This is a genomic window from Alteromonas sp. ASW11-130 (assembly GCF_026183735.1).
Taxonomy (GTDB): Bacteria; Pseudomonadota; Gammaproteobacteria; order Enterobacterales; family Alteromonadaceae; genus Alteromonas.
On sequence record NZ_JAPFRE010000035.1, the window covers coordinates 74373 to 100715 of the forward strand.

Annotated in this window: 24 protein-coding genes; 9 read left to right on the forward strand and 15 right to left on the reverse strand. The window is 42.5% G+C overall.

Going from position 1 to position 26343, the window contains the following annotated elements:
• Positions 1–16 precede the first annotated feature (16 nt).
• Positions 17–526, forward strand: a complete 510-nt coding sequence (locus OPS28_RS12675; RefSeq protein WP_265609836.1) for a YgjV family protein — start codon at positions 17–19, stop codon at positions 524–526.
• On the opposite strand, the gene OPS28_RS12680 is transcribed toward OPS28_RS12675, so the two are convergent.
• The 4 genes from OPS28_RS12680 to OPS28_RS12695 are packed head-to-tail and all read right to left on the reverse strand — an operon-like array spanning position 521 to position 6228.
• Positions 521–1828, reverse strand: coding sequence for a glycosyltransferase family 2 protein (locus tag OPS28_RS12680; protein ID WP_265609837.1), 1308 nt, complete (start codon positions 1826–1828; stop codon positions 521–523). The two genes, OPS28_RS12675 and OPS28_RS12680, sit on opposite strands and share 6 nt — an antisense overlap.
• Positions 1825–3237 (reverse strand): diguanylate cyclase domain-containing protein, encoded by a 1413-nt coding sequence (locus OPS28_RS12685; RefSeq protein ID WP_265609838.1) that lies wholly within the window; start codon positions 3235–3237, stop codon positions 1825–1827. Before OPS28_RS12685 ends, OPS28_RS12680 begins: the two co-directional genes overlap by 4 nt.
• 1 nt (position 3238) lies before the next feature.
• Positions 3239–4237 (reverse strand): HlyD family efflux transporter periplasmic adaptor subunit, encoded by a 999-nt coding sequence (locus OPS28_RS12690; protein WP_265609839.1) that lies wholly within the window; start codon positions 4235–4237, stop codon positions 3239–3241.
• Complete coding sequence (locus OPS28_RS12695) at positions 4234–6228, reverse strand: hypothetical protein (protein WP_265609840.1); 1995 nt, start codon at positions 6226–6228, stop codon at positions 4234–4236. Before OPS28_RS12695 ends, OPS28_RS12690 begins: the two co-directional genes overlap by 4 nt.
• 193 nt (positions 6229–6421) lie before the next feature.
• On the opposite strand from OPS28_RS12695, the gene OPS28_RS12700 reads away from it, so the two are divergent.
• On the forward strand, positions 6422–7213 hold the full coding sequence (locus OPS28_RS12700; protein ID WP_265609841.1) for a hypothetical protein: 792 nt from the start codon (positions 6422–6424) through the stop codon (positions 7211–7213).
• 156 nt (positions 7214–7369) lie between these two features.
• The gene (locus tag OPS28_RS12705; RefSeq protein ID WP_265609842.1) at positions 7370–8914 is read left to right on the forward strand and encodes a hypothetical protein; all 1545 of its coding nucleotides are present in this window, start codon (positions 7370–7372) and stop codon (positions 8912–8914) included.
• A 101-nt stretch (positions 8915–9015) separates the two neighbouring features.
• Here OPS28_RS12705 and OPS28_RS12710 read toward each other — a convergent pair whose 3' ends face one another.
• From OPS28_RS12710 to OPS28_RS12730, 5 genes are all read right to left on the reverse strand, one after another.
• Positions 9016–10137 carry a flavohemoglobin expression-modulating QEGLA motif protein gene (locus OPS28_RS12710; RefSeq protein ID WP_265609843.1) on the reverse strand — a complete coding sequence of 374 codons (1122 nt, stop codon included), beginning with the start codon at positions 10135–10137 and terminating at the stop codon, positions 9016–9018.
• A 148-nt stretch (positions 10138–10285) separates the two neighbouring features.
• Positions 10286–10687 (reverse strand): ExbD/TolR family protein, encoded by a 402-nt coding sequence (locus OPS28_RS12715; RefSeq protein ID WP_265609844.1) that lies wholly within the window; start codon positions 10685–10687, stop codon positions 10286–10288.
• Between the two features lie 101 nt (positions 10688–10788).
• Entirely contained in the window at positions 10789–11631 is an 843-nt protein-coding gene (locus OPS28_RS12720) for a CLCA_X family protein (protein WP_265609845.1), read from the reverse strand.
• 6 nt (positions 11632–11637) lie between these two features.
• Positions 11638–12168 (reverse strand): flavodoxin FldB, encoded by a 531-nt coding sequence (gene fldB, locus OPS28_RS12725; RefSeq protein ID WP_265609846.1) that lies wholly within the window; start codon positions 12166–12168, stop codon positions 11638–11640.
• Positions 12169–12170: 2 nt separating this feature from the next.
• Entirely contained in the window at positions 12171–14081 is a 1911-nt protein-coding gene (locus OPS28_RS12730; RefSeq protein WP_442863996.1) for a DUF7800 domain-containing protein, read from the reverse strand.
• A gap of 167 nt (positions 14082–14248) precedes the next feature.
• On the opposite strand from OPS28_RS12730, the gene OPS28_RS12735 reads away from it, so the two are divergent.
• Positions 14249–15406: a hypothetical protein gene (locus OPS28_RS12735; protein WP_265609848.1), complete on the forward strand. Its 1158-nt coding sequence runs from the start codon at positions 14249–14251 to the stop codon at positions 15404–15406.
• A 59-nt stretch (positions 15407–15465) separates the two neighbouring features.
• Here the strand turns inward: OPS28_RS12735 and msrA are convergent, their stop codons facing one another.
• Positions 15466–16002, reverse strand: a complete 537-nt coding sequence (gene msrA / locus OPS28_RS12740; protein WP_265609878.1) for a peptide-methionine (S)-S-oxide reductase MsrA — start codon at positions 16000–16002, stop codon at positions 15466–15468.
• A gap of 110 nt (positions 16003–16112) precedes the next feature.
• Between msrA and OPS28_RS12745 the strand changes: the two genes are divergently transcribed.
• Positions 16113–16838: an SDR family NAD(P)-dependent oxidoreductase gene (locus tag OPS28_RS12745; protein WP_265609849.1), complete on the forward strand. Its 726-nt coding sequence runs from the start codon at positions 16113–16115 to the stop codon at positions 16836–16838.
• 202 nt (positions 16839–17040) lie between these two features.
• A complete protein-coding gene (locus OPS28_RS12750) occupies positions 17041–18462 on the forward strand; it encodes a sodium-dependent transporter (protein WP_265609850.1) in 1422 nt (473 codons plus the stop codon).
• A gap of 237 nt (positions 18463–18699) precedes the next feature.
• Here the strand turns inward: OPS28_RS12750 and OPS28_RS12755 are convergent, their stop codons facing one another.
• The gene (locus OPS28_RS12755; RefSeq protein ID WP_265609851.1) at positions 18700–19515 is read right to left on the reverse strand and encodes an NAD-dependent epimerase/dehydratase family protein; all 816 of its coding nucleotides are present in this window, start codon (positions 19513–19515) and stop codon (positions 18700–18702) included.
• A 105-nt stretch (positions 19516–19620) separates the two neighbouring features.
• Positions 19621–20397, reverse strand: a complete 777-nt coding sequence (locus tag OPS28_RS12760; protein ID WP_265609852.1) for a DUF2884 family protein — start codon at positions 20395–20397, stop codon at positions 19621–19623.
• A gap of 338 nt (positions 20398–20735) precedes the next feature.
• On the opposite strand from OPS28_RS12760, the gene OPS28_RS12765 reads away from it, so the two are divergent.
• A complete protein-coding gene (locus OPS28_RS12765; protein WP_265609879.1) occupies positions 20736–20927 on the forward strand; it encodes a hypothetical protein in 192 nt (63 codons plus the stop codon).
• A gap of 41 nt (positions 20928–20968) precedes the next feature.
• Here the strand turns inward: OPS28_RS12765 and OPS28_RS12770 are convergent, their stop codons facing one another.
• Genes OPS28_RS12770 through OPS28_RS12780 form a run of 3 tightly spaced genes read right to left on the reverse strand, consistent with a single transcriptional unit; the run spans position 20969 to position 24077 of the window.
• Positions 20969–22273 carry a mechanosensitive ion channel family protein gene (locus tag OPS28_RS12770; RefSeq protein ID WP_265609853.1) on the reverse strand — a complete coding sequence of 435 codons (1305 nt, stop codon included), beginning with the start codon at positions 22271–22273 and terminating at the stop codon, positions 20969–20971.
• Positions 22274–22275: 2 nt separating this feature from the next.
• A complete protein-coding gene (locus OPS28_RS12775; RefSeq protein ID WP_265609880.1) occupies positions 22276–23169 on the reverse strand; it encodes an acyltransferase in 894 nt (297 codons plus the stop codon).
• Positions 23163–24077, reverse strand: coding sequence for an acyltransferase (locus tag OPS28_RS12780; protein ID WP_265609854.1), 915 nt, complete (start codon positions 24075–24077; stop codon positions 23163–23165). Before OPS28_RS12780 ends, OPS28_RS12775 begins: the two co-directional genes overlap by 7 nt.
• A 101-nt stretch (positions 24078–24178) precedes the next feature.
• Here OPS28_RS12780 and OPS28_RS12785 point away from each other — a divergent pair, with 101 nt between their 5' ends.
• On the forward strand, positions 24179–25312 hold the full coding sequence (locus tag OPS28_RS12785) for an S-(hydroxymethyl)glutathione dehydrogenase/class III alcohol dehydrogenase (protein ID WP_269468688.1): 1134 nt from the start codon (positions 24179–24181) through the stop codon (positions 25310–25312).
• A gap of 3 nt (positions 25313–25315) precedes the next feature.
• Positions 25316–26158, forward strand: coding sequence for an S-formylglutathione hydrolase (gene fghA / locus OPS28_RS12790; RefSeq protein ID WP_265609855.1), 843 nt, complete (start codon positions 25316–25318; stop codon positions 26156–26158).
• Positions 26159–26343 lie beyond the last annotated feature (185 nt).

Below are 26343 nucleotides of genomic sequence, written 5' to 3' on the forward strand. Positions count from 1 at the left end.
TTTGTAGGGTTTGTCTATGCAGTTCTGGGCTGAGGGCTTTGGTGCTCTTGCAGTTATTTTTAATTTTATTGGGTACCGTCAAAACACGGTAGATCGTTATCTAGTTGTGTCTGCGGTAGCGCTTTTTTGTGTCAGTATTCACTTTTTTATGCTGGACGCCATGGCTGCGGGTATAGGCTGTCTGCTGGCTAGTATCAGAAATATAGTTGCGCTTAAAAATCGTGGCAAAGGCGTATTAATCGGCTTTGTCGCTGCAAACGTCGGCTTTCTGGCCTATGAATGGTTTATCTTGAACCATGACTGGTTAATATTCTTTGCATATTCTTCAGCACTTATTTTCACTGTTGGCTCAATTGTATTGCGCGATGCAACCCGAATTCGACAGTGGTTTATTTTGGCTGAATTGCTTGGGTTAATTTATGCCATAGCAGTGGGCAGTATTTTCGGGACCATATTTAATATCACTAACCTGACTAGCATTATTACAAAGCTGGTACAGGACAGAAAGCTAAAGCAAGCCTCATAATTTTTCTTTTTTGGCGATGCGTGAAACCTTCCAAGGATTCCACGGATCGTCATATGACGTTTTATGTAAAAACTCCATTAAATAAGCATACGTTCTAACGGCTCTAAGATACAGGCCAGTGTAGAAGGGCATAAGAGGTAAAAAGAACGGCGTTAAACCATCTGCCGAATAATATGAAGGGGCAATAAGCGCCCGGGCTATTATAAATTGCACAATGTTAGCTAAAAAATACAGAAAATAATTGATAATAAATACATAGCCTAAATAATGTGGAGCGGTGTAGAGCATATAAATGACATAGACTATCCACTTAAAGTCGAAAAATACGTTAAATACAATATTTTCAATAATTGAAAAAAAAGAAGAACTTCGAAAATTGGAGGCAGGCGCTAACATATTTACATGTTTTCGCAACCTAAAACGGACTAGCGAGCGGTCCCAGCGGTAACGTTGTTTGCGTAAGCTGGAGAACTTTGATGGCACATTAGTATAACAAACGGCGTGCACTGCGTGGACAACCCGATAACCCAGCTTTCTGATTTTTAGGGTAATATCGCCATCTAAACCGGGCCCGACATCCCATCCATAAATTTGCTCTAGAACCTCTCGTTTAAATGCGCCGTGAGCGCCAGATATGATTCGTAATATACCCAGTTCGGATGCGGCCACACGACCTGCGCTAATCGTTTTGATGTATTCGATGGTTTGTAGCCGCGTGGCAAAGCTGGCATTTTCATTAGCCACACGCACATCGCCACCGACGGCCCCGACAGTTTCATCTAAATAAAAAGGTAACAAAATTTGCTCAATGGCATCTGCAGCGAGATGAGAATCTGCATCAATATGAATAATGAATTTACCTTTAGAAAAGCGCAGTGCGGTATTGGCACCCGAAGCCTTACCGCCTCTCACCTCATTGCGGAAAAAACGATCGATTTTACCTTGTTTGAGCAGGTGGCGGCAAATGAGGGCGGTGTTGTCGTCAGAGCCATCATCCACAATGATCAGCTCAAAATTGTTATACGTTTGCTGGCTCAGGGAGTTTGCAAGCGCAGATATGTGTTTCCCTTCATTTTTACCCGGCACAATAATGGAAACTACAGGACGTTCAGAAAAAAGCTGATGGCGGGCTAAAGCGCGTCTTTGTTGTCTACGTTTTCTGCGAAACAGGAACTTGAAAATAAGGAGCGATTCGATGATAACGTAGCGTAGCATATCCAGTAAAAAGAAAGGCCAGAAATAGGCCAGCACCTGTGCGAATGTTAGGTTTTGAACAAACGCAAACAGGCCTGCTAAACTCATTTCTCCTCTACCTTCAGCGCATTTTCAAGCATTAGGTTTAAATCGCTAGCGCTATCGATTCTGTGTACACGCGTCAAAATACCTACCGATAATTCTTTTGCCAGGCTTGCTTCAAACAAATCTTGAATAGCGTTTTTCAGGCGGTTTAGCGCCAGATTCGCATTTTCTTCCGAAGTTTCTGTCATCAAAATAACAAATACGCTTTCGTTTAACGCGGAAATAACATCCGACTCCCTGAACACTGACTTGAATACAGCGCTAATTTCTTTAAATAGTTGCTCTGTACGCTTGCCTAAACGGTGGAAGAGACTATCTAAATTTTCAAAGTAAATGGTAGCCACACAACTCGTAGATTTTTTGTAACGGGAGATACGTGCCTTTTCAATATGAATGAAACTTTTAAATTCCCGGTTACTAAACAGTTGCAGATCAGTTTGTAAAATAGACGTAAATAATGCGTCCAGCCCATAAAGCGCTGCGTTGAGTCCTATTGCGCTAAGCTGATAAACATAAATATCTTCTACGGAGACATCGTCAATATTGGATACACTTTCACAGGAATAACACTGAACCTTCAATAACGGATCCTGAAATTGCAGCGTACACTGTTTGCATTGGTAAACAATTGAGGGTTTGTCATAGTCTACACCGATGTGCTTCAACCGCTCGTCGCACTTTGGACAAACTAACTGATTATGACGCTCGAAGTGGGAAAGGTTATCGACGTGACCACATTTAAAATGATGTACCAACTCTTCTTTTGTTAAGTTTTCCGCAGCGCAGTCTGGACAGGTTTCAATAAAATTCAGAAACGCACTTTCACAGATCGGGCAAAAATGGGCACGTTTAAAAAAATCTCGTCCTAAAAATTGCTGTCGATGCAGAAAGTCCAAACTGGTTATAGGGCTATCGTCACTGCGTTCAAACATTGGTTCAATTGCCGGATAGACAAACCCTCTATTATTTGAAGGCGTTAATATGGGCTCCAACCCTTTGTTTCTGCTAGCCATTAGACGCAGTATTTTAAATGGAATGCTGCTGTCCGAAGAGTTATTATCTAAATTGGGTATTCTATCCAACCACTGACCGACACGTTCAAAAAGTGCACTTTTGGTGCTCGAAGCACTATTCAATTGTGTAACAGATACACATTCATCAAACTGTTTTTGTAATAAGGTTGGCGGCTTTTCCCCTTCATATATGAGTGCTAATGGCATTAGGTAGATACGGGGGTGGGGATGCTGGCGGATACGTTGCACCCAATGATGCACTTTACCTTTATCGCCCTGCGTGTAGTGCACCACGGCACCTTTCGTTGTTCCGGTATCGTCTAGTAAACTCTCGATGGTGGAGGTAGCAATGTTAGGCAGTACAAACGATGACTCAGTAGTTATGCCGTAAATCTTCATTTCACTGCACTCCTTCTACTAAAACCTGAAATTTATCAAATCGTGCCCACCTTTGAGCTTCTGCATCGGTGGTAGGGGTAAGGATCACTTTTAGCTGTGGTAATACAGGGCGATAATCATCATATTCTAATTTATCAAGACCGCTGGCTGAGGATGTGATCTTGGCGACTCTACCGCTAGAATTGCTATCGTCCGGCAATACAATCGTCAGGGTGTCGCCAATTTTAAGTTCGTCAAACTCGCTCACCTCTAAATAGGCAGTAAGGGTTAACTGAGGGTTTTGTGGGGTAAGGGTGAGCAAGGTTTCTCCTGCTTTAACCGCATCGCCCTGCATCACAGCCACCGTGGAAACCGTTCCCGTTTGTGCAGCAACAATAGAACGGGGTCTACAGCGTGCAGGCTGAATAAGACGAGTCGACTCAGTTAATTCCTGATACCGTTTTTCCAATAAATTAATTTTAGCTCGCTGCATTTTAATTTCTGCTTCTTGCTTCGCTAACGTCACGCGGAGTTTGTCACTATCGTTGTTTAACGGCGCGTTAACTTCCAATGCGCGTTTAAGTTTTCTATCTTGGGCCCGTAAGCGATCAAACTCGCGTTGGTCGATTTGATGTTCATCAATTAGAAGCTGTAAAGCCAATCTGGCTTCTTGTATACGATAATGTAGCAAACGTTCGTCTTTTGTATTGTCTTCTGGTTCGCAGGTTTCTTCGGGCGAAACAATGCCGACGATATCTCCCCGGGTTATGAGCTGGCTTTGGTGCGTTTCAAACATTGTCAGCAAACCCGAGTAAGGAGACTTTATTACGAGTGACTGGGATTCAATAACACCGGTAGTTTGGATGGTGAACGCCTGCTTTAAGATGAAATACAGCACGTAAAGGCAAATACCGATTAAGAAAATAATATAAAGCCATTGCGTGATAATTGGCGTTTTCTTTCTCGGGGGGGGGGAATGCGGTGCCGTTCGCAACATGCTTTTTTTATTGTGAAGTTTCATGGCAATTGCTCCCAATTAATGACCTCTTCAGCATCATGAACAGCGAATTCGTGTATGCCATCCTCTGCAAGTGTTCGTATCATTCTTTCCATTTCATATTCATTGGCAAAGTCTTTTGTTCTTAGAGCAGCTATAAATTTGTCTTTTCCTATTAAAGGAATAAGCTTGTTTGCTCTGCGTTTAACCACTTCTGCGACAGGAGTTTCATATAGCATCACGTACATTCGCTCAGCTAACGGTTTAAGTTGACGATATGTTTTTTCGTCCCAATGGAAAGGGACAGAGAGGGATAAATACAGATCGGGGTACCTCTCTTTGATCGCACCTATCAGTTCTACATAATCCTGCTGGTATCTTTCCCTATTTTGCTTATAGTCAGCCAACACCTGAGGTTCGATATCTAGGTGAATCGCATTCGAGTAAGTTTTTACTTTTGCGATTTGCGCTAAGGCTTGATCCCGCTTATCTCTTCTAATCCAGGTGTTGGTGCTTAGCATCAATTCAAATGGTCGGTTTTTTCGGCTCAGTTCAGTAATAAAATCTTTCAGCTTGGGTAAATTTGTTTTTTCTGAAAAAGAAATGACAGGGCGGTGAATCCTTTTGGTACGCAGTAACAGGTGTAATTGCGTATTGCTCAATTGATTAAATGTTGAAGACCAAAAATACATTGAGCGTTGGTTTGGACGGTGCCTCTCTGCCAACGCTACGGTGGGTGAAGGCGCAAGCATTTCGGTAGCGAATGGCACCTGGCTAACCAGGAATATATTATTTATTCGCGCATACAGTTCACGTTTGGCTTCAAGTAATTCAATCGCAGCTTCGGCGTAGTTTTTCAGGCGAGCGGCAACGGCTGAGGGGCGTAGTGATTCATCCAAAGTACGTTTAACTAACGTTCTGCGAATGCGTTCATTAGCACGCTTATAACGGTACTTTTGGGTTATAACGCGCTGTAATTGTTCCTGAAAACTTGCGTAAGCGTTTTTCGTGCGCTGGCTACGTTCCCAGTTATCCACTTGAGCATCTTTTTCAAACTGCCGAATTTTAATGGAGGAATCAACTTTGTGTTTAAAGTTAATTGGCACAGAGAAGCGCAATCCCGCTACCAGATCGTCTCTATCAGAGGATAAAACATTAAGCTCTTTGCGCAGGAACAAGCGTAGGCGTGCACCATCGTCATAGGGGTTAGTATTCGCATATTCTTGTCTACGCAGTTTTTCGGCTGCGTGGAGGCTGGTATTATTGAGAGACGCTTTTAACACAGCATCAATATCTACATCTATCAGGGGAGGGTTGATAACGTTCGCGTGGCCCTCAGCATTATTTTCCAACTCTCGCACCTGATAACGTAACTGAATCACTGATTCTTCAGATAGGAGTAGATCGTCAAAATAGCTGTCACCCATGAAATACGCTTCTTCTTCTACACGGTACACTTTTTCCATTAAGGAAAGTAAAGTTCGCTTTAGATGAAGTAACGTGTTATCAAATTGAGCGTTTATCTGGTACTCGCGGCAACGGTACTCAAGAGATTGTCGGCGAATCTCATGGAGGACTTTCTCAAGTAGCGCTTTTCGCTGGAAGTCGTTGCTACGATACTGAAACTCTTTATAGCCGTTATCCAAAATATCCCAGGACAGTTCGACGTAAGTGCTGCCTTGTTCGTCGATATCACTTGATTCAATATCACCACTGGTTAAGCCGCCCCTTAGTTCAATGCCATAGTTATGTTTCCAATACTCAGCTTGTTGTTCAAGGTAAGGGCTGATGCTGTGCGGCAATATATCTTCTGCGCAAGCTTTATTCAGAAGCTGGACAGCATCTGCGAGAAACTGGGGAGTTTCCATCACAGTCGACGTTTGAGCATAAGTTTGCTCAAACACTTGCCAGAACTGCTGATGATTCATAGAGACGGACTGAGCGAAGGCGGGGTGGATAATGATGAGGGTTATCCAAACCACAGAAGTTTTAATCAATTTTAACCAATAGCGCATAGTTTATTGTACTTGTTTTTATTCAAACAGAGACATACCGCTAGGTTTGTAATTTTACCTTGCCCTGCAAATGACGGATTTTAACCACTTGTAAAGACATCGTGCAAGCGAGTATTGTGTAATAAATAAAGATAAATTGCGTTCACGCTCATCCTTGATTAAAATACGCGCAAAACCTAGGTGGAGATGTTCTTTGAAAAAGTTGTTTGTAGCCGTATTCGCAATGTGTATTCCTTATGTAAGCTCCGCAGCAGTAATACCGGTTGACACTAAAGCCTGGAGCTATGAGTTATCCCCTTCCTCAGATCGTATTAGCTCTACCGATGGATGGAAACGTTTATTGAACAATACTCCGACTAAATTAAGTAACTCATCTGGCTCATTGGTCAGTGATTTTTCTTTAGGCGGTGATTTTATATTTAGTGGTAATTTTACGCCTACTTATGCAAACAATAGTACGTGTGCAACACCATCAGAAGGGTCATGTAACGACGATGATATCTTAGGTATCGTGTTTGGTTGGCAAGATGCAGAAAACCACTATCGACTCGGATGGAATCAAGGCGGTATAAGTGATATCACCGGCAGGTCGGGTTTATTTTTAGTAAAAGAAGAAGATGGTGTGAGTAACACCGTGATGAATTGGGAAGACCTTTTCTGGGTAGATGAAGCATTGTATTCATTCTCGCTTACCAGAGAAGGTGACAGTTTTGCGATGAGTTTGACTGGTACTACACAAAGTGTCCCTGGCGATCAGTCAGCACAAACACCATCAAGCCAAAACCCGGAAGTGACCCATTCTGAAATTAGGTTTAATTTTGACGATTTACTGTTCGCGGGGGGTAAAGTCGGTATCTACACCGAGAGCCAGACCGGTGTATTTTCAGCTTTGAATGTTATAACACCAGCACAGGTATTCGCTCCGGCGACGGCGCTGTTACTGTTGACTTCCCTAGTTCGTTTTAAAAGACGAAAGCAAATTTAAGTGTTTAAAAAAACCGCCGAAAGGCGGTTTTTTTTATCTCAAGGAAAGCAGGCGCAACGACGAAAAATTAGGCATAAAAGAGTTTTGAAATGAGTGAAAGTTTGATATGTTTCCTTTGCATACAAGGTGCGTGCCGTACATTATGGAAGATAAAATATGAAAACAAATTATACTCTTACAGCAATCGCTGTTTCCCTCCTTCTAGCTGCTTGTGGTGGCAGTGATAAAGAAGAAGATGTATTTCAAAAACCAGTCGAAGACATCTCAGATCAAAATACCTCAGAGGATAACTCAAGTGAAGAAGATTCGAGTGATGAGGATTCAAGTGATGGAGATTCAGGTGGCGAGGTTCCGCCCCCTACCTACACTGTTGGAGGAAAAGTTATCGACGGTTACGTTTCAGGGGCCACCGTGTGGATTGACTTCAACAATAATGGTGTTAAGGATGACATCGAGCCTAGTGCGGTCTCTGGCGATGCCGGAGACTACTCGTTAGAACTTACAGAAACAGAGCGTCAGTGCTCTCAATTTTCCACTTGGTACGTAGATGTCCCCGTTGGTGCTATTGATGAAGACTTAGGTGAAGTGACAGAAGCTTATCAAATGGTGCGCCCCCCTGTTTTAGAAGCAATTACAGATGAAACATTACTGCACATTTCACCCTTAACCACTGCACTTTGGCAGGAAATTAAGGAAGAACTAGGTACAAATGATATCAGCGATTGTTCCGCGTTAATTGACAATCAAGCGAAGCGCGAAGAAGTTGCGCAACTGATAGACGCTACGATTTATAACACCGTTAACTTCTATAATATTAGCGAAGACGAGATTTTCGAAGACTTTATTGCTGAAGGTAACGAAGACTCGAAAAGCCTGGCGCAAGAGATTGTAAAAGGACTTCAAAAAAGCTTAACGTACGTAGCGGAAGTGAAAAAGCAATTTCCATCTGCCGATGAAATAAGAGTAGTGCACTACAACGGCACTTATTCGTATTATACAGATGATGAGAAAGATCATTGGTTTAGAAAAGTCGCCGTATTCGAAGGAGACAATTTCTATTCTCGTCACGATATGATGACAGCGTCATTAGAAGACGTGATAAAGCCAATTTACCATCGTGACGCAATCTCTTCAAAATGGGGAAGCGGTGACTATACGTTAACCAATGACATCATTTATAGAGGCAGTGAAGGGTACGAATGTTCATTTAACGAAAAAGTCAGCGTGGTCGAATCAGAAACGACCTACAAACTTACAAATTATGGTTCGAACAGCAGTTTCGTAGAGTCGATAGAAGAATGCCCTGAATCGGAATTTATTGACTTAACACCGGATAGGCGTTTTTCAATTAGTTATGAGCAAGAAGGGAAAAGCTATTTAGCCGAGTTTGATCAACCTGACGCTGAGGGTACTGCCCTCGTATTGCCAGAATGGGTAAATCTGGCGGGGCGTAGCGAGGAGTTAAGCGTTTCTGACTTGGTTGCTGAACTTGAAAATTCAGGCTATGAGTTTGATGAAGAAACGTTAATAGACGCCAGTTCGTGGTATAAAAGAAAGAGCTGGTTCGTTGATACTACTTATTATCAAATCGATTACAATCACTTGGGGAAATGGACTAAATACACGCGTTTTGAGGACGGCACCCATACTGATGAATGTTCTTACGATGAAGGAAGATCGTGGGAGCTGTGTGAAGAGTAATTAGCCACCTTTGTTAATTAAATAAGCCGGCGTTGTGGGGTCACTTCATTAGCCGGCTTCTTTAATTGGCGTTTTAATTTTTAATTTTCACTTATCACTTATCACTTAATCGCGTGGGCGATAAATTTATCCACTTCACTAAGCTGAGCAGGATTCTTAATCGCGGGACTAATAAATTTAGGCGCATGCAAATAACCCTCTTTTATCATCTCAGAAATTAAATCTAACTGCTCGTAAGAAGCCTTACCGCAAAGTAAGTGATGGAAGTCATCGCGCTGTTCGTAACCATTCAGCATTTGCCTGAAACCTTGCAGATACAAGTAATCTTTGGTGAAGCCTCCGCCACGGTAGACCCGTGCTGTAATTGTAAAGGCTAGCTCATCTGGCGCATGATACTGTTCTTTAAGTAGCAAAAAGGTATCATTAAAATGCTTGTCTTTTATCAATGACGCTACTGCTAATACGCGCATTGCCAGCACCTTAAGACGAGAAAGGGTTAAATTACCTGATAGATATTCACACAATATAGCCAACCCTTCCTGAGTGGTAGTATTTACCGGCGAGCCAAGTGTCATAATTTTCAACGGTTGATGTCTGGCGTTCAAAGTAGTCGCGAGGTGCACGCCTAATTCATGATGAGCCAGTGCTTTAAGCTCCGTTTCGTTGATGCGCGCGCTTTGATTTACTTTAACTTTTAGATCCGACACCATAGCGTTAGCTATCATTGTATTGTCTAACACTATTTCGTAGTCGTAGCCGGCTTCATCTGCAAACCCAGATAACCAATTACTTATCTCATTCGAATCGTATACATGCTCTTCAGAATCCGCTTCATCGGGCAGATGCAAAATAAAATGAGCGTTGCGAATATCTTTCGCCGTAGGCTCGCCGTAATAGCGCATTGAGTCATAGAGAAAGTCAGGTGTACCTACCGCCAGAAATTGGTCCAGTTTGTCTGCGTATGAATGTATCACTTGCTGGTAAAGTTGAATCAAAATTGGATTTGTTAATGATTCAAGAGGGAGGTTGTAAAGTGCACGTTTACGCGAAAACACATCAACTTGTGTTGCTGAATAGGTAAACTTTGGAGTGTAGCGATACGTAGAATCAAAAAACGCAGATTTTTCTTGGCGGTAATTTTGCGGGGCCACTGCCTGCAATATATTGATGCCTTTCACTTCGTTGTAAAGCGCTGCGTCAAGCGTGAAAACGTGCTTATCCATGTATCTACTTAAATAGGATTTGAAATGCAACAGTAACTATCAAATGATCAGTAGACATTAGCAATAAATATTTCAATTTAGCTTTAAAAATACTTATCTGAAAATAAAAAAACCGCCATATAGGCGGTTTTTCGAAGATAAAGAGGAGTTACGATTTAACCAGCACTGAAACTTTATCAATTCCAGCAATTTTAACCTGGTTCATCACTTCTACAACGACCCCATGCTCTGTGTTTTTATCTGCCTGAATACCTGCGGAGTCAGTATTGTTTTCCGCCAAAAACGTTTGCGTGTTAGCTACCACACGACGGATATCTACTTCGCGACCATTCATCATGATAGTACCGCTAGCATCAATACGAATTGATAAAGACTTAGAGGGCTTATCTGACTGCGAATTGTTTTCAGGACGATTAACATCCAATCCTTTCTCTTTCACAAATGAAGTTGTAACAATGAAGAAAATCAACATGATGAACACAATGTCCAACATGGGAGTCATATCGATTTGCGCCTCGTCATCGACGGAAGTATGCTTCTTTCTTTTCATCTTTAGGTACTTTCTTCTCTTTCACTTGAACGGTTAAGTATACTGTATGTGAACAAAATATGTAGTATTTTGTTACACAGCCGAACTACTTATCTTTAGTATCAGCGTGATAAATCCACTTGCTGACATTCCAAAATACTATTTGCTTTACGTAGTTGCTTTATTTGGGTTAAACCCGAACCTAAATGTGTAAAGTAATCAAAAACGGCATCTTGAATTTGACTTCGCAAGATATCATGAGGATAGATACCAAGTCTAGCCTCTGCTGACTGTTTCGTACCCTGAACCAGAAATGCGTTTTTTATTGGGTTATCTTGTATACAGGCTTCAAATGCCCTCGCGGCGAGTTCCTGGGGCTGGGCATAGTAGTACATACCTAAAGCCTTATCTGCTTTGACGCTTCTCTTAACAAATTCGTTTGGGCATAATGTTTCGTTCAAAAAGAGCGTTTGAAAAAAATTATCAAGCTTCTGATTCAAAGGGTGGGCAATTAACTTGGACTCGGCCAGCCACATGGCAGAAGCAAAATCGTTTGGTTGCGCCGAATCGAAAGCTTTAGGCGCTATGTAATGATCAAAAGCATGGAACCATTCGTGGGCCAAAGCGCCACCGCCTGCATTTTTAGCCAGCGCAAGTTGCCGTTTCCCAGAATGATAATGTGCATTGACATGTTTCTGTCCGCCACTACCAAACGCCAATGACAAGCTACCGTTTAAGGATATAACTTGTTCGTTAACCCGGAGAATATCAACCAGATCGTATAACGCATCAAAAAACAGATTCGCAGCAAGTTGCTGCTCGCCGGCCGTTACCCATCGTCCAATCGTTATGGTACGAAATTCAAATAACTTTTTGATATCCTGAAAAGAGACATCGGCCCCATCGCGGTGTGAATTGCCGTTCCGGAAGTATTCTTTATGTAGACGACTGGTATTACCTTGCATAAGTTGCTAGCTAAGTTCATCCAACAACTGATGGCACCAAGTGTGGATGCGTTCATCAGTTAAATCATATTGGTTTTCGTCATCTAATGATAAACCTACAAATTTGGATTTGTCTTCGATGAGCGCTTTTGATTGCGCAAACTCATAGCCCTGATTTGGCCAATAGCCAATGATCTTGCAATCAAGCGGTAATATAGCATCATGAAGCATTCCGAGCGCATCTTGAAACCAATCGGTATAGCCAATTTGATCGCCTAAACCAAATAGCGCGACTGTTTTGCCGTCTAATGTTAATTTATAAACGTCGTCCCAACATGATTCCCAGTCTTCTTGTAACTCTCCAAAGTCCCATGTGGAAATACCGAAAATTATAATGTCGTACTGTTCAGCCTGTTTTAACGGAACCTCCTGAATGTTGTGTAAGCTCACCACTTGTTCATCAAACAAAGCATTCATTTGTGCCTGAATTTTTTCAGCAGCCATTTCGGTATAGCAGGTCGTTGAACCATAGAACAAACCTATTGAGAGTGAAGACATTACTAGTTTACTTCCTTTCGCGTGCCATCGTCAGTGATAGTAAATTCTACCTTTTCTCCATCGCTACACAAAGTATTGCACTGTTTTACGGTGTGCTTTTTTGTTAACAAAAGCTGACCTAGCGCTGGTTTGTTAAGTAACGATTGAGAAGTCCGAGGGCTAGGTTTGCAAGCACTCACTGACATGTTACGGCGCCGAGTGAAAACATTAAGAGGGGAGTCTGGGCCGTATAACCACCTGTTTAGCTTATCTAAATTTGCCAACAGTTGGGGAGGAAAACCGTTTTTCAACCCACTACAGGTGAATTGTGTAATATGTGGGCTGTTACCTCTAAACCGCAATCGTACATCGTAGACAAACGAGTAATGTACATCGCCTGAAAGGATTATAAATTCTGGTGGTGTCTTGATATGTCTGAATACATTTAAAATCACGTTCGCTGTGCCTTTATGCGCCATCCAGTTTTCTGCATCTACCGTTAACGCTTTACCGAAAAACGTAAAAATCTTTTGAATAGCTTCTATTGCTTTAACACCATATATAGGCGCGGCAGAGACTACTATTACACTACTTTTGCCAATGATAGCCTGTTGAAACTCACATAATGCTTCCCAGTCCATCAAACCAGATGGCTTTTGCTTGCTTGATTCGGAACGCCAGCGGCGAGTTCGGGTGTCCATCACATATAAGGGAGGCTGCGTATCTAAACTGAAATGCCAGTGCTCATGCTCATGTAACAAAGCAATAAATTCGTCATGTCTATTTAGCCGGTTTTCTGAAAATACGCGGTGAGCGAACGACTCAATCTCTTCAAAATGTTCTGGTGCGTTCCCCCAGCCCTGGCATAACCAATATGCGATTAGCGCATTACCTACCATGCGACTCGAAAAGGGGTGATTGTATACCTCCTCTTCCCATCCTCGGGTAAGGTTCCAGTCATCGGTAACATCGTGGTCGTCAAAAATCATCATGGTAGGCAAGTGTGCAATGACGCGTCTTACTTGTATCAAATTTTGGGAGAACGTTGTTATGATTTTTAGTTCCTGGGTAAAAAGAGATTTGTATTCCTCTTTAATACTTGAATCATCAAACTTTACATGTTCCCACATGGCATCTGACCAACATAAAATATACATGGCCATAACTTCAGCGAATGAAATAAGATGGTTTTGTGCATTGACGGAGGTAAATACAGGTTTTTTAGCCGCACCAAAAAACAACTTTGATAAAGCTGTGTTGGTGGTTATTTGGGGAAGAATTTGTTGTCGTTGATAAAAATTATGCTCGTGACCCTTTAATTCAGTACTGTGTTGGATCACCGCGCCGGTCAAGTGTTCTTCGAAGAGCTTTAAACGACAAACAACTTGTTGAACCGCTTGTAACATTGGACCGGCCACGTCATCAACGTATATCTGGTCGCCTGTAAATAGCAATAAATCGGGACGCGTGTCATTTCCAGCTATATCTTGAGCTACCAATTTATCGGCCTGAACTAGTGCATCATCGCCGTCAAAGTGAGGTTTACGACAAGAGCCATGCAGCACATTGGTTAAGTTGTACTGATAGCGAAAACTGAAGCTTTCTTCGTTTTCATAAAAAAGTTTGTTCTTCTCTATTCGCCACAAACGTGCATTATCTTCGTTATCAAAAACGAGATCGTAATGATAAACTTCACCCTCTGTGAACGGGGTCTTAGGTGTCGTTTCCAGAAGCCAGACGAACGCATGTTCGCCCACTTTGAAATGACGGTGATGTTGCTTAGCCAGGGGTAAGCGAGCACCCTTGTGGGTTATACCAATACTTACCTCACACGCCTTAGATGAAACCACCCAAACGATCACCCGATCGGCATCGACACGGCGTAGTATGGGGCCGACGAGGATAATAGGTAACGCTTTTAGTTCGCTGATAATCTCTTTTCCTTTTTCAGTAAAGCAAAACTATAAGTCATATTAACGAATGTTTACAGAGGCTTACTGCTTAGAAACTGTAAACAATTTTGAATTTGATAAAATGCTGCTGCTCTTGCCTGACGTCACTGAATAGGCGATCATCCTAGCGTGAATAAAAGGAACATCGAATGAATTTACGAGCATTGTTACTGAGTTTGGTATTTCTCGGCTGCCAAGGTTGTGCTGAGCCACCAAATGATAGCGGCAAGACAACAAATAAAACCAGCCAGCTTCCTCAGTCTCTCGAAGTGAAGGGGCAGTGGATTAAGGAGGCTGATGGAACCTTGATGCAGGACCCTCAGCCTTCAGGTCTGGGCAGCTGGAATGGCCAGTTAGTAACTATTTCCGACGGTAGTGCGATACCTGAGCAGCGGCGAAGACTTCACGTTATTAATCCAGCGACAGCGCAGTTGAAGACGAAAGCGTCTGTATTTAATACAGGCTATTACGTTAGAAGAGGCTGTTTTGCAAACTATCTTATGGATGAACCAGACTACGAAGCGCTGGTGGTTGATCCTTCCAATCCTAAGGTTTTTTTCACTGTGACTGAAGATGCCACTCGCACGGGCGCGCTTTCAGCTAAATGCCAGCAACGCTACGAGAATACGGGGTCAACAGATTATCCTACCCTGTTGGTGCGATTAGAAATGCAGGAGGACGGTAATATTGAGTTAACGCATGCCAGACCTATTCAATTCCCTCCTGAGTTGAATGTGGGTGACTTTCCTAATGACGGAATTGAGGGCATGGCTATTTCACCTGAAGGCCAGCTTTTCTTAGCGTTAGAAAAAGACAAGGCCGGTAACCCCCGTATATTCACGCTTAAGATAGACGACGAATTTTGGTCAAGTACTGCTTTCGCTACTGTAGAAGACGCAGCATTAGATTTGCCTATGTTTGAGTCGGGTAATCATCCAATTAATGGCTTGGCGTTTTATATTGACCCTAGTTCGAAGAAACGTTTTTTATTGGCGGCTGCTCGCAACGATGACGAACTGTGGGTTATAGATACGAGCCATAAGTCCATCACTAGAAGAATCCCCCTCTACTTTACTGCACCGAATGAGAACGCGGGGGACGCGTGCAAAGATACAGATGTAATGGATAATGCGTCAATTGAAGGGATAGCGATAATGGACAATCAACTATGGATGATTAACGATCCCTGGAAGAAAAATTACATGAAAAATGTGAAATGCCCTGCGATCGAGGCGAACTATAAGGCCAACGCACCCTTACTATTTTCTATTCCAATTAATTCCAATTGGTTCACTATCGAAGAATAGGACGGGTATCGAAGAGGGCGGGGGCATGTTCGCGACAAAACCGAACTGCCCCATGCGTTTTACTTTAATTTACTGGCGAATGTTTTCTTAAATTTAGCCAGTTTTGGACTGACTACCATAGCGCAATATTGATTTTGTGGGTTGCTTTCAAAGTAGCCCTGATGATAAGACTCAGCAGAATAGTAATTACTCACTTCCTTGACTTCTGTCACAATTGGATCCGACCATACTTCTTCCTCAGTCATTTCCTGTACAATTTTCTCAGCGGCCTCTTTCTGCTCCTGAGTGTGGTAATACACCCCACTGCGATATTGACTACCGATATCATTCCCTTGGCGATTAAGTTGGGTAGGGTCATGCAGAGCAAAGAAGATCTCTAATACTTCCCGAAGCGATAATTTATCGGTGTCGAAGGTGACCCGGACTACTTCTGCGTGTCCCGTAGAACCCGTACAAACTTCTTCATAAGTAGGCGATTCCTTCGAACCATTTGAATAGCCTGATTCGGCTTTAACCACACCCTCAACTTTATTAAACGCTGACTCGATGCACCAAAAGCAGCCACCACCCAAGGTTATTGTTTGCATAAATATCATCACCTTTATTCCAAAACATCACTGTGGGTACTAACTACACTAAGTTCAAGACATCCAGTTAAACTTTTAATGCGTAACTTATGTCATAACAGAATTACCGCAGAAAACTGATGCAAACAGTGAATATGGTGATTGGGGCAAATGGTGGTATAGGCCAGGCTCTAGTCATTGAATTAGCTAAGCAGTGGCCGGATACCAAATTAATTGCGGTAAGTCGCTCCTTCAATAATCCATCCCACTGGCTCGATAATGTTATCTTGCATAAGGTCAATTCCGAAAACGAGGAGGCGATAAAACAGTTTATAACATCTTTAGAAAAGCTCGAAATGCGTGTCACACGGGTGTATTGCACTATAGGTGTGTTACATGATGAGGATATACACCCAGAAAAGAAGTTGGAAGATATTGCCTCATACCAGTTGAATACCTATTTTAAAGTTAATTCAATCATTCCCGCACTGTGGCTGAAATACTTGGTGAGAATAGTTCATCCAGATGCCGCTATTATTACTTTTATAAGCGCTAGAGTAGGGAGTATAAACGACAACCAATTGGGCGGGTGGTATGGCTATCGTGCGTCTAAGGCAGCGTTAAATCAGCTAGTGAAAACCGCCAGTATCGAATATGCACGTCGAGTTAAAAATGCCGTATTAGTATGCTATCAGCCAGGAACAGTTGATACAGACCTGTCCAAACCCTTCCAGGGAAATGTTAAACAAGAAAACTTGTTCAATCCCAATTATGCTGCAAAACAACTACTCACGGTTACTGCCAAGCTGCAAGCTCCACCGAACTGCTACTTTGTAGATTGGCAGGGTAAAGCGATAAAATGGTGAACCTCTGACCACTATCGCTAACTGAAAGAACTTGTATTGAACCTCAAGACTTTTTATAACACTGCTGTTAACATGCCGGAGCCTGATGTGAGTTTTGAGGCATGGTATTGCCTACCTTAGAACCTTTCACCTTATAAAAAAAGAAATAATTAATCATCAGGTCAACAAGTCAACAATAATAAGTTTAAGAGGAAGTTAGGGTATGAGCGGGGCGAGAGAACAGTTCGGATCGCGCATTGGATTCATTTTGGCAGCAGCTGGGTCTGCTGTGGGAATAGGTAACCTCGTCGGGTTTCCGGTCGGTGCGGCGAAAAATGGCGGTGGCGCCTTCTTATTAATGTACGCCATTTTTGTTTTTGCAATATGTTTACCCGTTATGCTGGCCGAGATGTCAGTAGGACGTAAGGCTAGGAAAGACCCATTAGGCGCATACCGAATTTTGGGGGGCAACTCTGCGGGTTGGAAATTAGCTGGCTGGCTATCCATTGTTACCCCTTTTATGATAGCTGTCTTTTACATGGTTATTACCATCTGGATCCTCGGGTATTTAATTGAAGTCGTTACTGGCAATCTTGATGTGCTCGCTAACCCCGCTATGTTCGGGGAGTTTACGCAGAGCTCGTCAATTTTTGCTTATATGGCAGGGGTGGTTGGAATTGTCTATTTGATCCTGCAAGGTGGGGTTAAAGAAGGGATTGAAAAAGCCGCCAAGCTATTGATGCCATCTTTATTTTTTATGTTGCTTGCATTGGTTATTTTCGTTTTATTCCAAGACAATGCTATGGCTGGAGTGCGATTTTACTTAATTCCAGATTTTTCTAAGATTACAGCAGAAGTTATCAATGGAGCGTTATCACAGGCGTTCTTTTCTTTATCATTAGGCATGGGAATAATGATAACGTATGGGAGTTACATAGATAACAGGGCAGATGTGCCAGGTTCAGCTAAGCTTGTCGCTATTACAGATACTGCCGTGGCATTTACTGCGGGCTTAATGATATTGCCAGCTATCTTTTCGTTTAATCCTCAAACGAACCCAGCAGATTTGAGCGAATCTTCAGTAAGTATGATTTTTACATTTTTGCCGAAGATTTTCTTAGCTCTGCAAGCTTCCATTGGGTACGTAGGGGCATCAGTTGTAGCGGGAATTTTCTTTCTACTCGTGTTTTTTGCAGCCATAACGTCACTAGTTTCTATTTTTGAAGTGCCGGTGGCAGCGCTAATGGATGAAAAAGATATCAATCGTAAACCCGCTCTTGTCGTGCTGGGTATACTCTTAATAATACTCGCATGTTTTGGCGCGATGTCGTTTGGGATTAGCGAATTTTTTACTTCTTTCACCTCATATGCGGGGGCGAATAAGTCATTTTTCGATATTGTAATTGATATATTTTATGAGACCATATTGCCCCTGAACGGCTTTTTAATCTGTATATTCGTTATTTATAGGTGGAAAAAGCACAATTTTAACGCAGCTTTAGATGAAGGGGCCCCCAATTATAAAGGTAGCTTCTTTGAAAAGTATGTGGACATGTCGGTAGGTACTTTTATTCCGGTTATTTTGTTGGTTATTTTTGTAAACACCGTTGCAGTAAAATATTTTGGCGTAAGTCTCTTTGGCTAAAACATTTTTATTCAGCGGGGTATTCTGCCCAGTGGAAAGCTATGTGCTTAGTTGACTAATTAAATAGCGATACCCACAGAATTGCATGCAAACTGTGGGTATCCATCGGGTTCGTTACAAAGCTTCAGCAACCCTTAGTTATGGGTTGCTGAATCGATTGTTCAAGAGAGCGGATTGACACTCACAACTAAGCGCTAAACCCCTCCTAACAGTTCTCAGCGTAGTTGGGCAGATAGCTCAGTTACCGCTTATCATATCAAAAGGGCTCGCATATCGAGGAGTTAGGCCCAGATACTGCCAGCTTGCTGTGGCATCAATTTGTTTGCCGCTTAATCCCGCCTCCTGATCGTCAAATATAGGTAAAGGTAAATTCAGCTTTTCTGCACAAAAGCTGTAGTATTCTTTTCGTCCAGGATGGTCAAGGCAGCATAAGTGCAGCGTCTTCCCAGAAGGGGGGAGCCCGATCAATTTTTTTAGCGCGCGAATGATATCTTCAATATGTATTAAGTTTACTACCCGGTGGGCTTGGGAAAGGCGTTTACCCGCTAAGGATTTTGCTGGATGTCGATCGGGGCCGACTAAGCCAGCCAGCCTTACAACAGTAGCCACATCACCTGCGCGTTGCAGTAAATAAGTTTCAATCGCGCCGTGTGCTTTGGCTGATTCTGTTTGCGGCATTAGTTCTGCATTCTCGGTCACGGTCCGCTCGTGTTCACCATACACAGATGTTGTACTGATAAAAATTATTTGACGCGCATTATGTGCTACGAAACTATCTATCAACGCGCACATACGCTGGGTGTATTGGGTGAGGTTTTGATTTCTTCTACCCGGAGGGATGTTCAGAATTACGGTCGCATTCTTGCTTCTTTGGCACAGCTCGCTTGGGTCGTTACCAAGCTCAAAATACAATGCTGAACCTCCTTTTTCTTTTATCAGCCCTGCTCGTTTTGCATCTCTGGTAGTGCCTAAAATCGAATACTCACTAACGAGTTCCTGTAAAACGTAATTGCCCAACCAGCCACAGCCACAAAGCGTGATTTTGTCTGTCATCTAAATTCCATGTCATAATTTTAGAAAACATAAGCATAACTGAATTCACGCCGTTAAAAAGCCTCATTGCATTTTAGTGTAACGAGGCTTTATTAAGGTATATAATTAGTCAATATTGAGCACGTTTAACGAAGCAAGTTCAGCAATAGAAGACTGCATTTCGTATTCAGCTTTGTCTGCCTTCTTTAATACATGGCATAACTCTTCTGCTTTGTCCTCTAACGTTTCAGCTTGCCGTTCTACTTTTTCTTCAATGTTATCGCCAAAACGTTCCATTTTCTCCACAAAGGCATCAATGTCCCCGTTTTCCCATAACATTTCCTGACCGACTGAAATTAGAATTTGGCCTATGGATTCTTCAACTAAAGATTCCACCCTCTCTTCAAAACGATTTTCCCAGGTAGAGTTCATCCATCCATCATCATTAAATTCACGCGTATCTACACGGTAGCCACCGTCTGTATCGTAAAACCGAGCCTTGACTTCAGTGCTTATCTCAGTAAATAAGTCGTCGAAGTCACGAACGATTTCGCTATCACCTAATAACTCTACAAATACTTCAGAGACAGCGCCACTGGCCAGTTGCAACCCCTCTGTCGCGATGTTAACCGTCATGGGGATAGCATCACTGATGTTCTCGTAATAATCGCTTACGGCACCTTGCTGTTTAGCATTCAATTCTAATTCTTTGCCGTCAATGAGTAGATTATGAGATTGGTTTATAGTTAAAACGGTTCCGTTATCAGTTTCGATTTCCAGCACGCCACGGTTATAGCTGATATTTCCTTCCAGGTTAACATCACAGTCTGCCTCATAGTTGTGAGCGAACACTGGTGTAGTTAACATCGCGGTTGTCATCGTAAGGGCAAAAAATAATTTCATCTGGTGGTCTCTTCTAATTAATCATACGTTAGATTGCTGGGAATAAGTTAGCAAAGCCTGGGCCATGTAATATTCGATTTAAAATCAACGGGTTGCCTTGTCGCTAAACGACTAGGTTAGTGATTTCTACTATTATTTAGTTGCTCTGCAATTATTTAGTAAATTTAACCACTCCAATTTTTATACGCCGAATATACCTTTTTACTTGCGTATCGGGCATAATGTCGCCGCAAAATTTGCCTGCCGAGGAATGTGCTATAGTTGTCGGTGGTGAGTGAAACAGTAATGTATTTGAAAAAAGACAGCATTTTAATTCTGCCGTACTTAGAGGTTTAATGATGAACGAATGGTTTAGCGCGATCGGTTTTGGTCTGGGTTTAATTGCATTTGCGTTAGGGTTAAGCAGTATCATCATGGGTATGATGAGTTCCAAAAAAGGCGCTCATGGTATGCAAGAAAAAATCGAGTACGGTTTTTTTGGCGTGGCCGGTCTGGTTATCTGTTTGCTAATGGGTTATGCACTGGCTTAATACCGTTTCCACCCATATTCTATAGAGCGAAAGGCGAATCATTAATCGGGTTCGCCTTTTTCTTGTTTAATCTGTTCAGATGGCGTAACCGAATGCGAATGCGTTAGCAAATGAGCATCTCTTTGAAATACCCGCAAGTCAAATAACGGCATCATCGCGAGCAGATGGTCGAAAATATTAGCCTGAATTTTTTCGTAATCTACCCAGGCTTTTTCTGCGCTAAAACAGTACACTTCCAAGGGTAATCCATATTCACTAGGGGGTAGCTGACGAACCATCACGGTAAGAGACTGATTAATTTTTGGATGTTTCGCAAGGTAAGCTTCAATGTATGCGCGGAAAGTACCAATGTTAGTTAACTTCCTAGTGTTTAACAGGTCAGCCTCATCGATCGAATAATCTTTATGGTAAGCCCTTAGCTCATCAATCTTTTCTTCAACGTACTCGGAAATGTATCTAATGTGGCTGAATCGTTTTAGCATTTCTTCGTTGCATAGTTTAACCGAATACATGTCAATATGGAGGGCGCGCTTTATTCGGCGTCCACCCGAAAGTTGCATGCCACGCCAATTCTTTACAGCTTCATTCACTAACGAGTAAGAAGGGATGGTAGAAATTGTTTTATCCCAATTTTGTACTTTGACATTGGTTAATCCTAATTCAAGGATTTCGCCATCCACACCGAACTTGTCAATTTGAATCCAGTCGCCGGTATTGAACATGCGGTTCGCAGCTATCTGAATGCCCGCGACAAAACCCATTATAGTATCTTTGAATACAAGGATTAACACTGCTGCCAGCGCCGTAAGGCCGGATACGATAATTAATGGACTTTTGTCGATAATAAGCGAAATACTGAAAAGCAATACTAAGATAGCGAAGAAAAGCTTCGCCACCTGTACAAACCCCGTTATGGACGCGCGTTGGGAAAGATGAGACTCGTTATATTTGTCTTCCAGTGTATTTAATACCGCATATATCGCCAGCAGTGCGGTAAACAGCATGTATATCTGCGAAGCTTTAATTAAAAAACCTCGCAAAATACCGACCTCATCAATGAGTACCGGGGTGCTGATATATATGATAACCGCGGGTATGAGGTGCATTAATTGACGGAAAAAACCATGCGCGTATAGGGCGTCATCCCACGTATTCTTGGTTCGCTCTACCCAGTTACCGATCTGGGGGCGTAATACCACTCTTAAGGTCATCAACAGTATAAATGCTACTGTTAAAATGGTACTTACCGCAATGACGTTGTAAAGCGTATCCTCAGTCGTTAATGAGGGAAGAAAAATCTGTAAAAGTTCCACAAATTCATTTTTAACTGAAGACGCTATGCTCAATCTTAATGCTCCATAATTTTAGCTATGCGGGCATCTTTTGCGGCCCAACACTCATTTAACCAACCTTGAAACTGCTGACGATAAGACTCATCACTAAAATAGTCACCGCTGGCCTTTTCAGGTAAGGGGATGATATTGACATCTATCACTATTCGCTTCATTTGACCACTCAACATAGCATACATCGGATGTCGCTTATTATCGGGATAGAGCAACGATATATCGAGAATATTGGTAAAAAGATCACCCATGGTTGCCAGTGTAAAAGCAATGCCTCCTGCTTTGGGGGGGAGTAAATGCTGATAGCAGCTTTGCTTAAGTTTATGTTTGCTATCTGTATATCGGGTGCCTTCCACAAAATTGATAACAGTAGTGGGCATGGTTTTAAATTTATGACAATAGCGTTTCGTAGTCTCAATATCCTGCCCTTTTTTGTGCGGATATTTTTGCAGATACGTCTGGGAATAACGGCGCATGAAAGGCATTTCCAGCGCCCATGCACCTAAGCCCACAAAGGGCATCCAAATAAGCTCTTTTTTAAGAAAAAACTTAGGGGCTGGAATACGTTTGGCAGCAAATTCTATTAGCAAAATAATGTCAAGATAACTTAAATGATTAGCCATGATGAGGTACCAGTTCTGTTTTGATAGATCACCATGAATATCAACCTGAACATCGACCTCATTAAATAATCGAACCAAACTTACACTCACCGAGCCAAATCCAAACAGAAAGCTATGCATCAAGCTCGCTAACAGTTTTTGAATATAGGGAAAAGGAAGCGCTAACTTAATGAGCCCAAAGAAAATAATTAAACAGCCCCAAAAAGCCAGATTAACTACCTGTAGCGGTGTATGAATGAAAAACGTTAAAAGAGAAGTTAAGACTTTCATAATGGTTTTTGCGTTGCATTAACGGATGCTAATAGCTCGTCTTTTTGTTGCCATCGCTCATTCAGCCAAGCTTGAAATTTAACCCTTTCTTTTGGATCTTCAAAGTAATTATCAGAAATCAGGCCACCTTGCATAATCTCTTTAATCGGCGTGACGCTCACATTGACACGGATATCGCGAACTTTGCCACTGACAAAATCCCAGAATGTAGGCACGCCCGATGGATAGTCGATGGTAACATCAACAAGCTTGTGTAGTTGGTCGCCCATTGCGCTTAACACAAACGCAACTCCCCCGGCTTTGGGTTTTAAAAGATGCATAAACGGAGACGCCTGCTTTTGATGTTTTTGTTTGGTAAAACGTGTGCCTTCCACAAAGTTCATGATGCTAACCGGCTTAAATTTAAATTTTTCACACGCTTTGCGTGTGGTTTCCATGTCTTTTCCTTTCATGTGTGGGTTTTTGGCCAAAAAACTTTTGCTATACCGACGCATAAAAGGGAAATCTAACGCCCACCACGCAAGGCCTAACAAGGGGACGAAAATTAATTCTTTTTTAAGGAAAAACTTAAGAAAGGGTATTTTGCGGTTGAAAACGCGCTGCAATACCAAGATATCTACCCACGACTGATGGTTCGCAATTACTAAATACCAATCTTTGGGAGCGAGCGTTTCAGTGCCTTTAACATGCAATTTAGTCGCACTGGTTAAGCGCTGATTTAAATTGTTAAAGGAAATCCAGGCCGTTGCGCATCCGTCTAAAATATAAGAGATGAAGCGACGCCATGGTGGGATTGGAATAAGTTTGAAAAAGGACAAAGCAAATACGGGCGCTGTCCATATTACCGTATTAATTATATATAAAAGCGTGGAGAATCCACCAATAATGTGGTGTCCGATATTTTTAATCATGCTGACTACCTTAAAAATGTCGCGGATATTGTAAACGAACTTGATCAAAAATCCGATAGACCCTTTACTGATAGTTTAATAATAAAAAAGTGGGGAATTTAATGAAAGGCCAACCTATTACCTGTAATGCAGCTGTGGCTTGGGAAGCGGGCAAACCGCTGTCGATAGAAAAAATTGAAGTAGCGGCACCTAAAACCGGTGAAGTTAGAGTAAAAATACTGGCAACTGGAGTATGTCACACCGATGCCTTTACCTTATCGGGAGAAGATCCTGAGGGAGTATTTCCCTGTATTATGGGCCATGAAGGCGGCGGTATCGTTGAGTCGGTGGGTGAAGGAGTCACATCTCTAAAGCCAGGGGACCACGTCATTCCGCTCTATACCCCAGAATGCGGTGAATGTAAGTTCTGCAAATCAGGTAAAACTAATTTGTGCGGTAAGATTCGTGCCACTCAAGGTAAAGGTCTGATGCCTGATGGCACCACGCGCTTTTCTAAAGATGGAGAGGCTATATACCACTACATGGGTACATCCACTTTTTCTGAATACACAGTATTACCCGAAATATCATTAGCAAAAGTTAACAAAGACGCGCCGTTAGAGGAGGTTTGCTTACTTGGGTGCGGAGTTACCACAGGCATGGGAGCTGTATTAAAAACGGCTAAAGCGGAAGCTGGAGCGACTATTGCGGTTTTCGGTTTAGGGGGAATTGGACTCTCAGTCATAATCGGTGCAGTAATGGCAAAAGCGAGCCAGATAATTGCTATCGATATCAATACTGACAAATTTGAACTGGCTAAACAACTAGGTGCTACCGACGTTATTAACCCCAAAGATTACGACAAACCTATTCAGGACGTGATTGTAGAGTTGACCGAAGGAGGGGTAGATTATTCGTTCGAATGCATTGGCAATGTCGATGTGATGCGTTCGGCGCTTGAGTGCTGCCACAAAGGTTGGGGGGAATCGGTTATCATCGGAGTAGCTGGTGCGGGTAAAGAAATCAGCACCAGACCCTTCCAGTTAGTCACAGGGCGTGTATGGCGAGGGTCAGCATTTGGTGGCGTTAAAGGACGTTCAGAATTACCTGGTATTGTTGAGCAGTACCTAAACGGTGAAATTCCGCTGAAAAAATTCATTACCCACACTATGCCGCTAAAGGATATCAATCATGCCTTCGACTTGCTTCATGAAGGAAAAAGTATCCGCAGCGTGGTGAGCTTTGAGCAAGGATAAAAAATGGAAATAGTAAGTGAAAATAAAGTGTTTGGTGGCAGGCATATCCGTTATCGACACCGCTCTGAAGTGACTGATTGCGAGATGACGTTCGCCGTGTTTCTGCCTCCATTCGCCAGTAAAGAAACGCCCGTTCCTGTACTGTACTGGCTCTCAGGGCTAACTTGTACAGATGAAAATTTCATGCAAAAAGCCGGCGCGATGGCGCTTGCAGCTGAGTTAGGTTTGGCTATTGTTGCACCGGATACCAGTCCTCGTGGGGATGATGTGCCCGATGATGATAACAGTGACTATGATTTTGGTTTGGGCGCTGGATTTTACGTCGATGCAACCGAGTCGCCGTGGAAAAAACATTATCAAATGTTTTCTTATACAACGGAAGAGCTACCTGCGTTGATAGAATCGGAATTACCAGTGACTAAAGAGCGCGCTATCAGCGGACATTCTATGGGTGGACATGGCGCATTAGTCATTGGCTTGCGCCAACCTACTCGATTTGTTTCCGTCTCAGCCTTCAGCCCAATTGCCAACCCAATGGACTGCCCCTGGGGTAAAAAAGCGTTTGCCGCGTATTTGGGTAAGGACGAATCGAAGTGGCAACAATACGACGCATCATGGCTTATCAGCCAAAAGCAGCATAGCATTCCTATGTTAATAGAGCAGGGTACCAACGACCAGTTTTTGCATGAGCAATTAAAACCTGAGCGTCTACTTGCTGCTGCGCAAAAAAGTAACACCCCGATTACGCTTAGCATGCATGAAGGCTATGATCATAGTTACTTTTTTATAACAACATTTATTCGCAATCATCTTGAATTTCACGCCAGCCATTTGGGATTGGTTTAGTAATCTGAATAGGATAGGGGGCACTTGAATTATGGTATCCCTATCTACACAGTATCGTCATCCCGATGACAATCGGGACCTCCCTGGCTGTTGCAACGAATGAAAAACTACCTTGATTCATAAGTGATTTTGAGCTCTTCTGCGTCCTCAAGGAGGTCGTGACTTTCGTCACGATGACGGTAGTA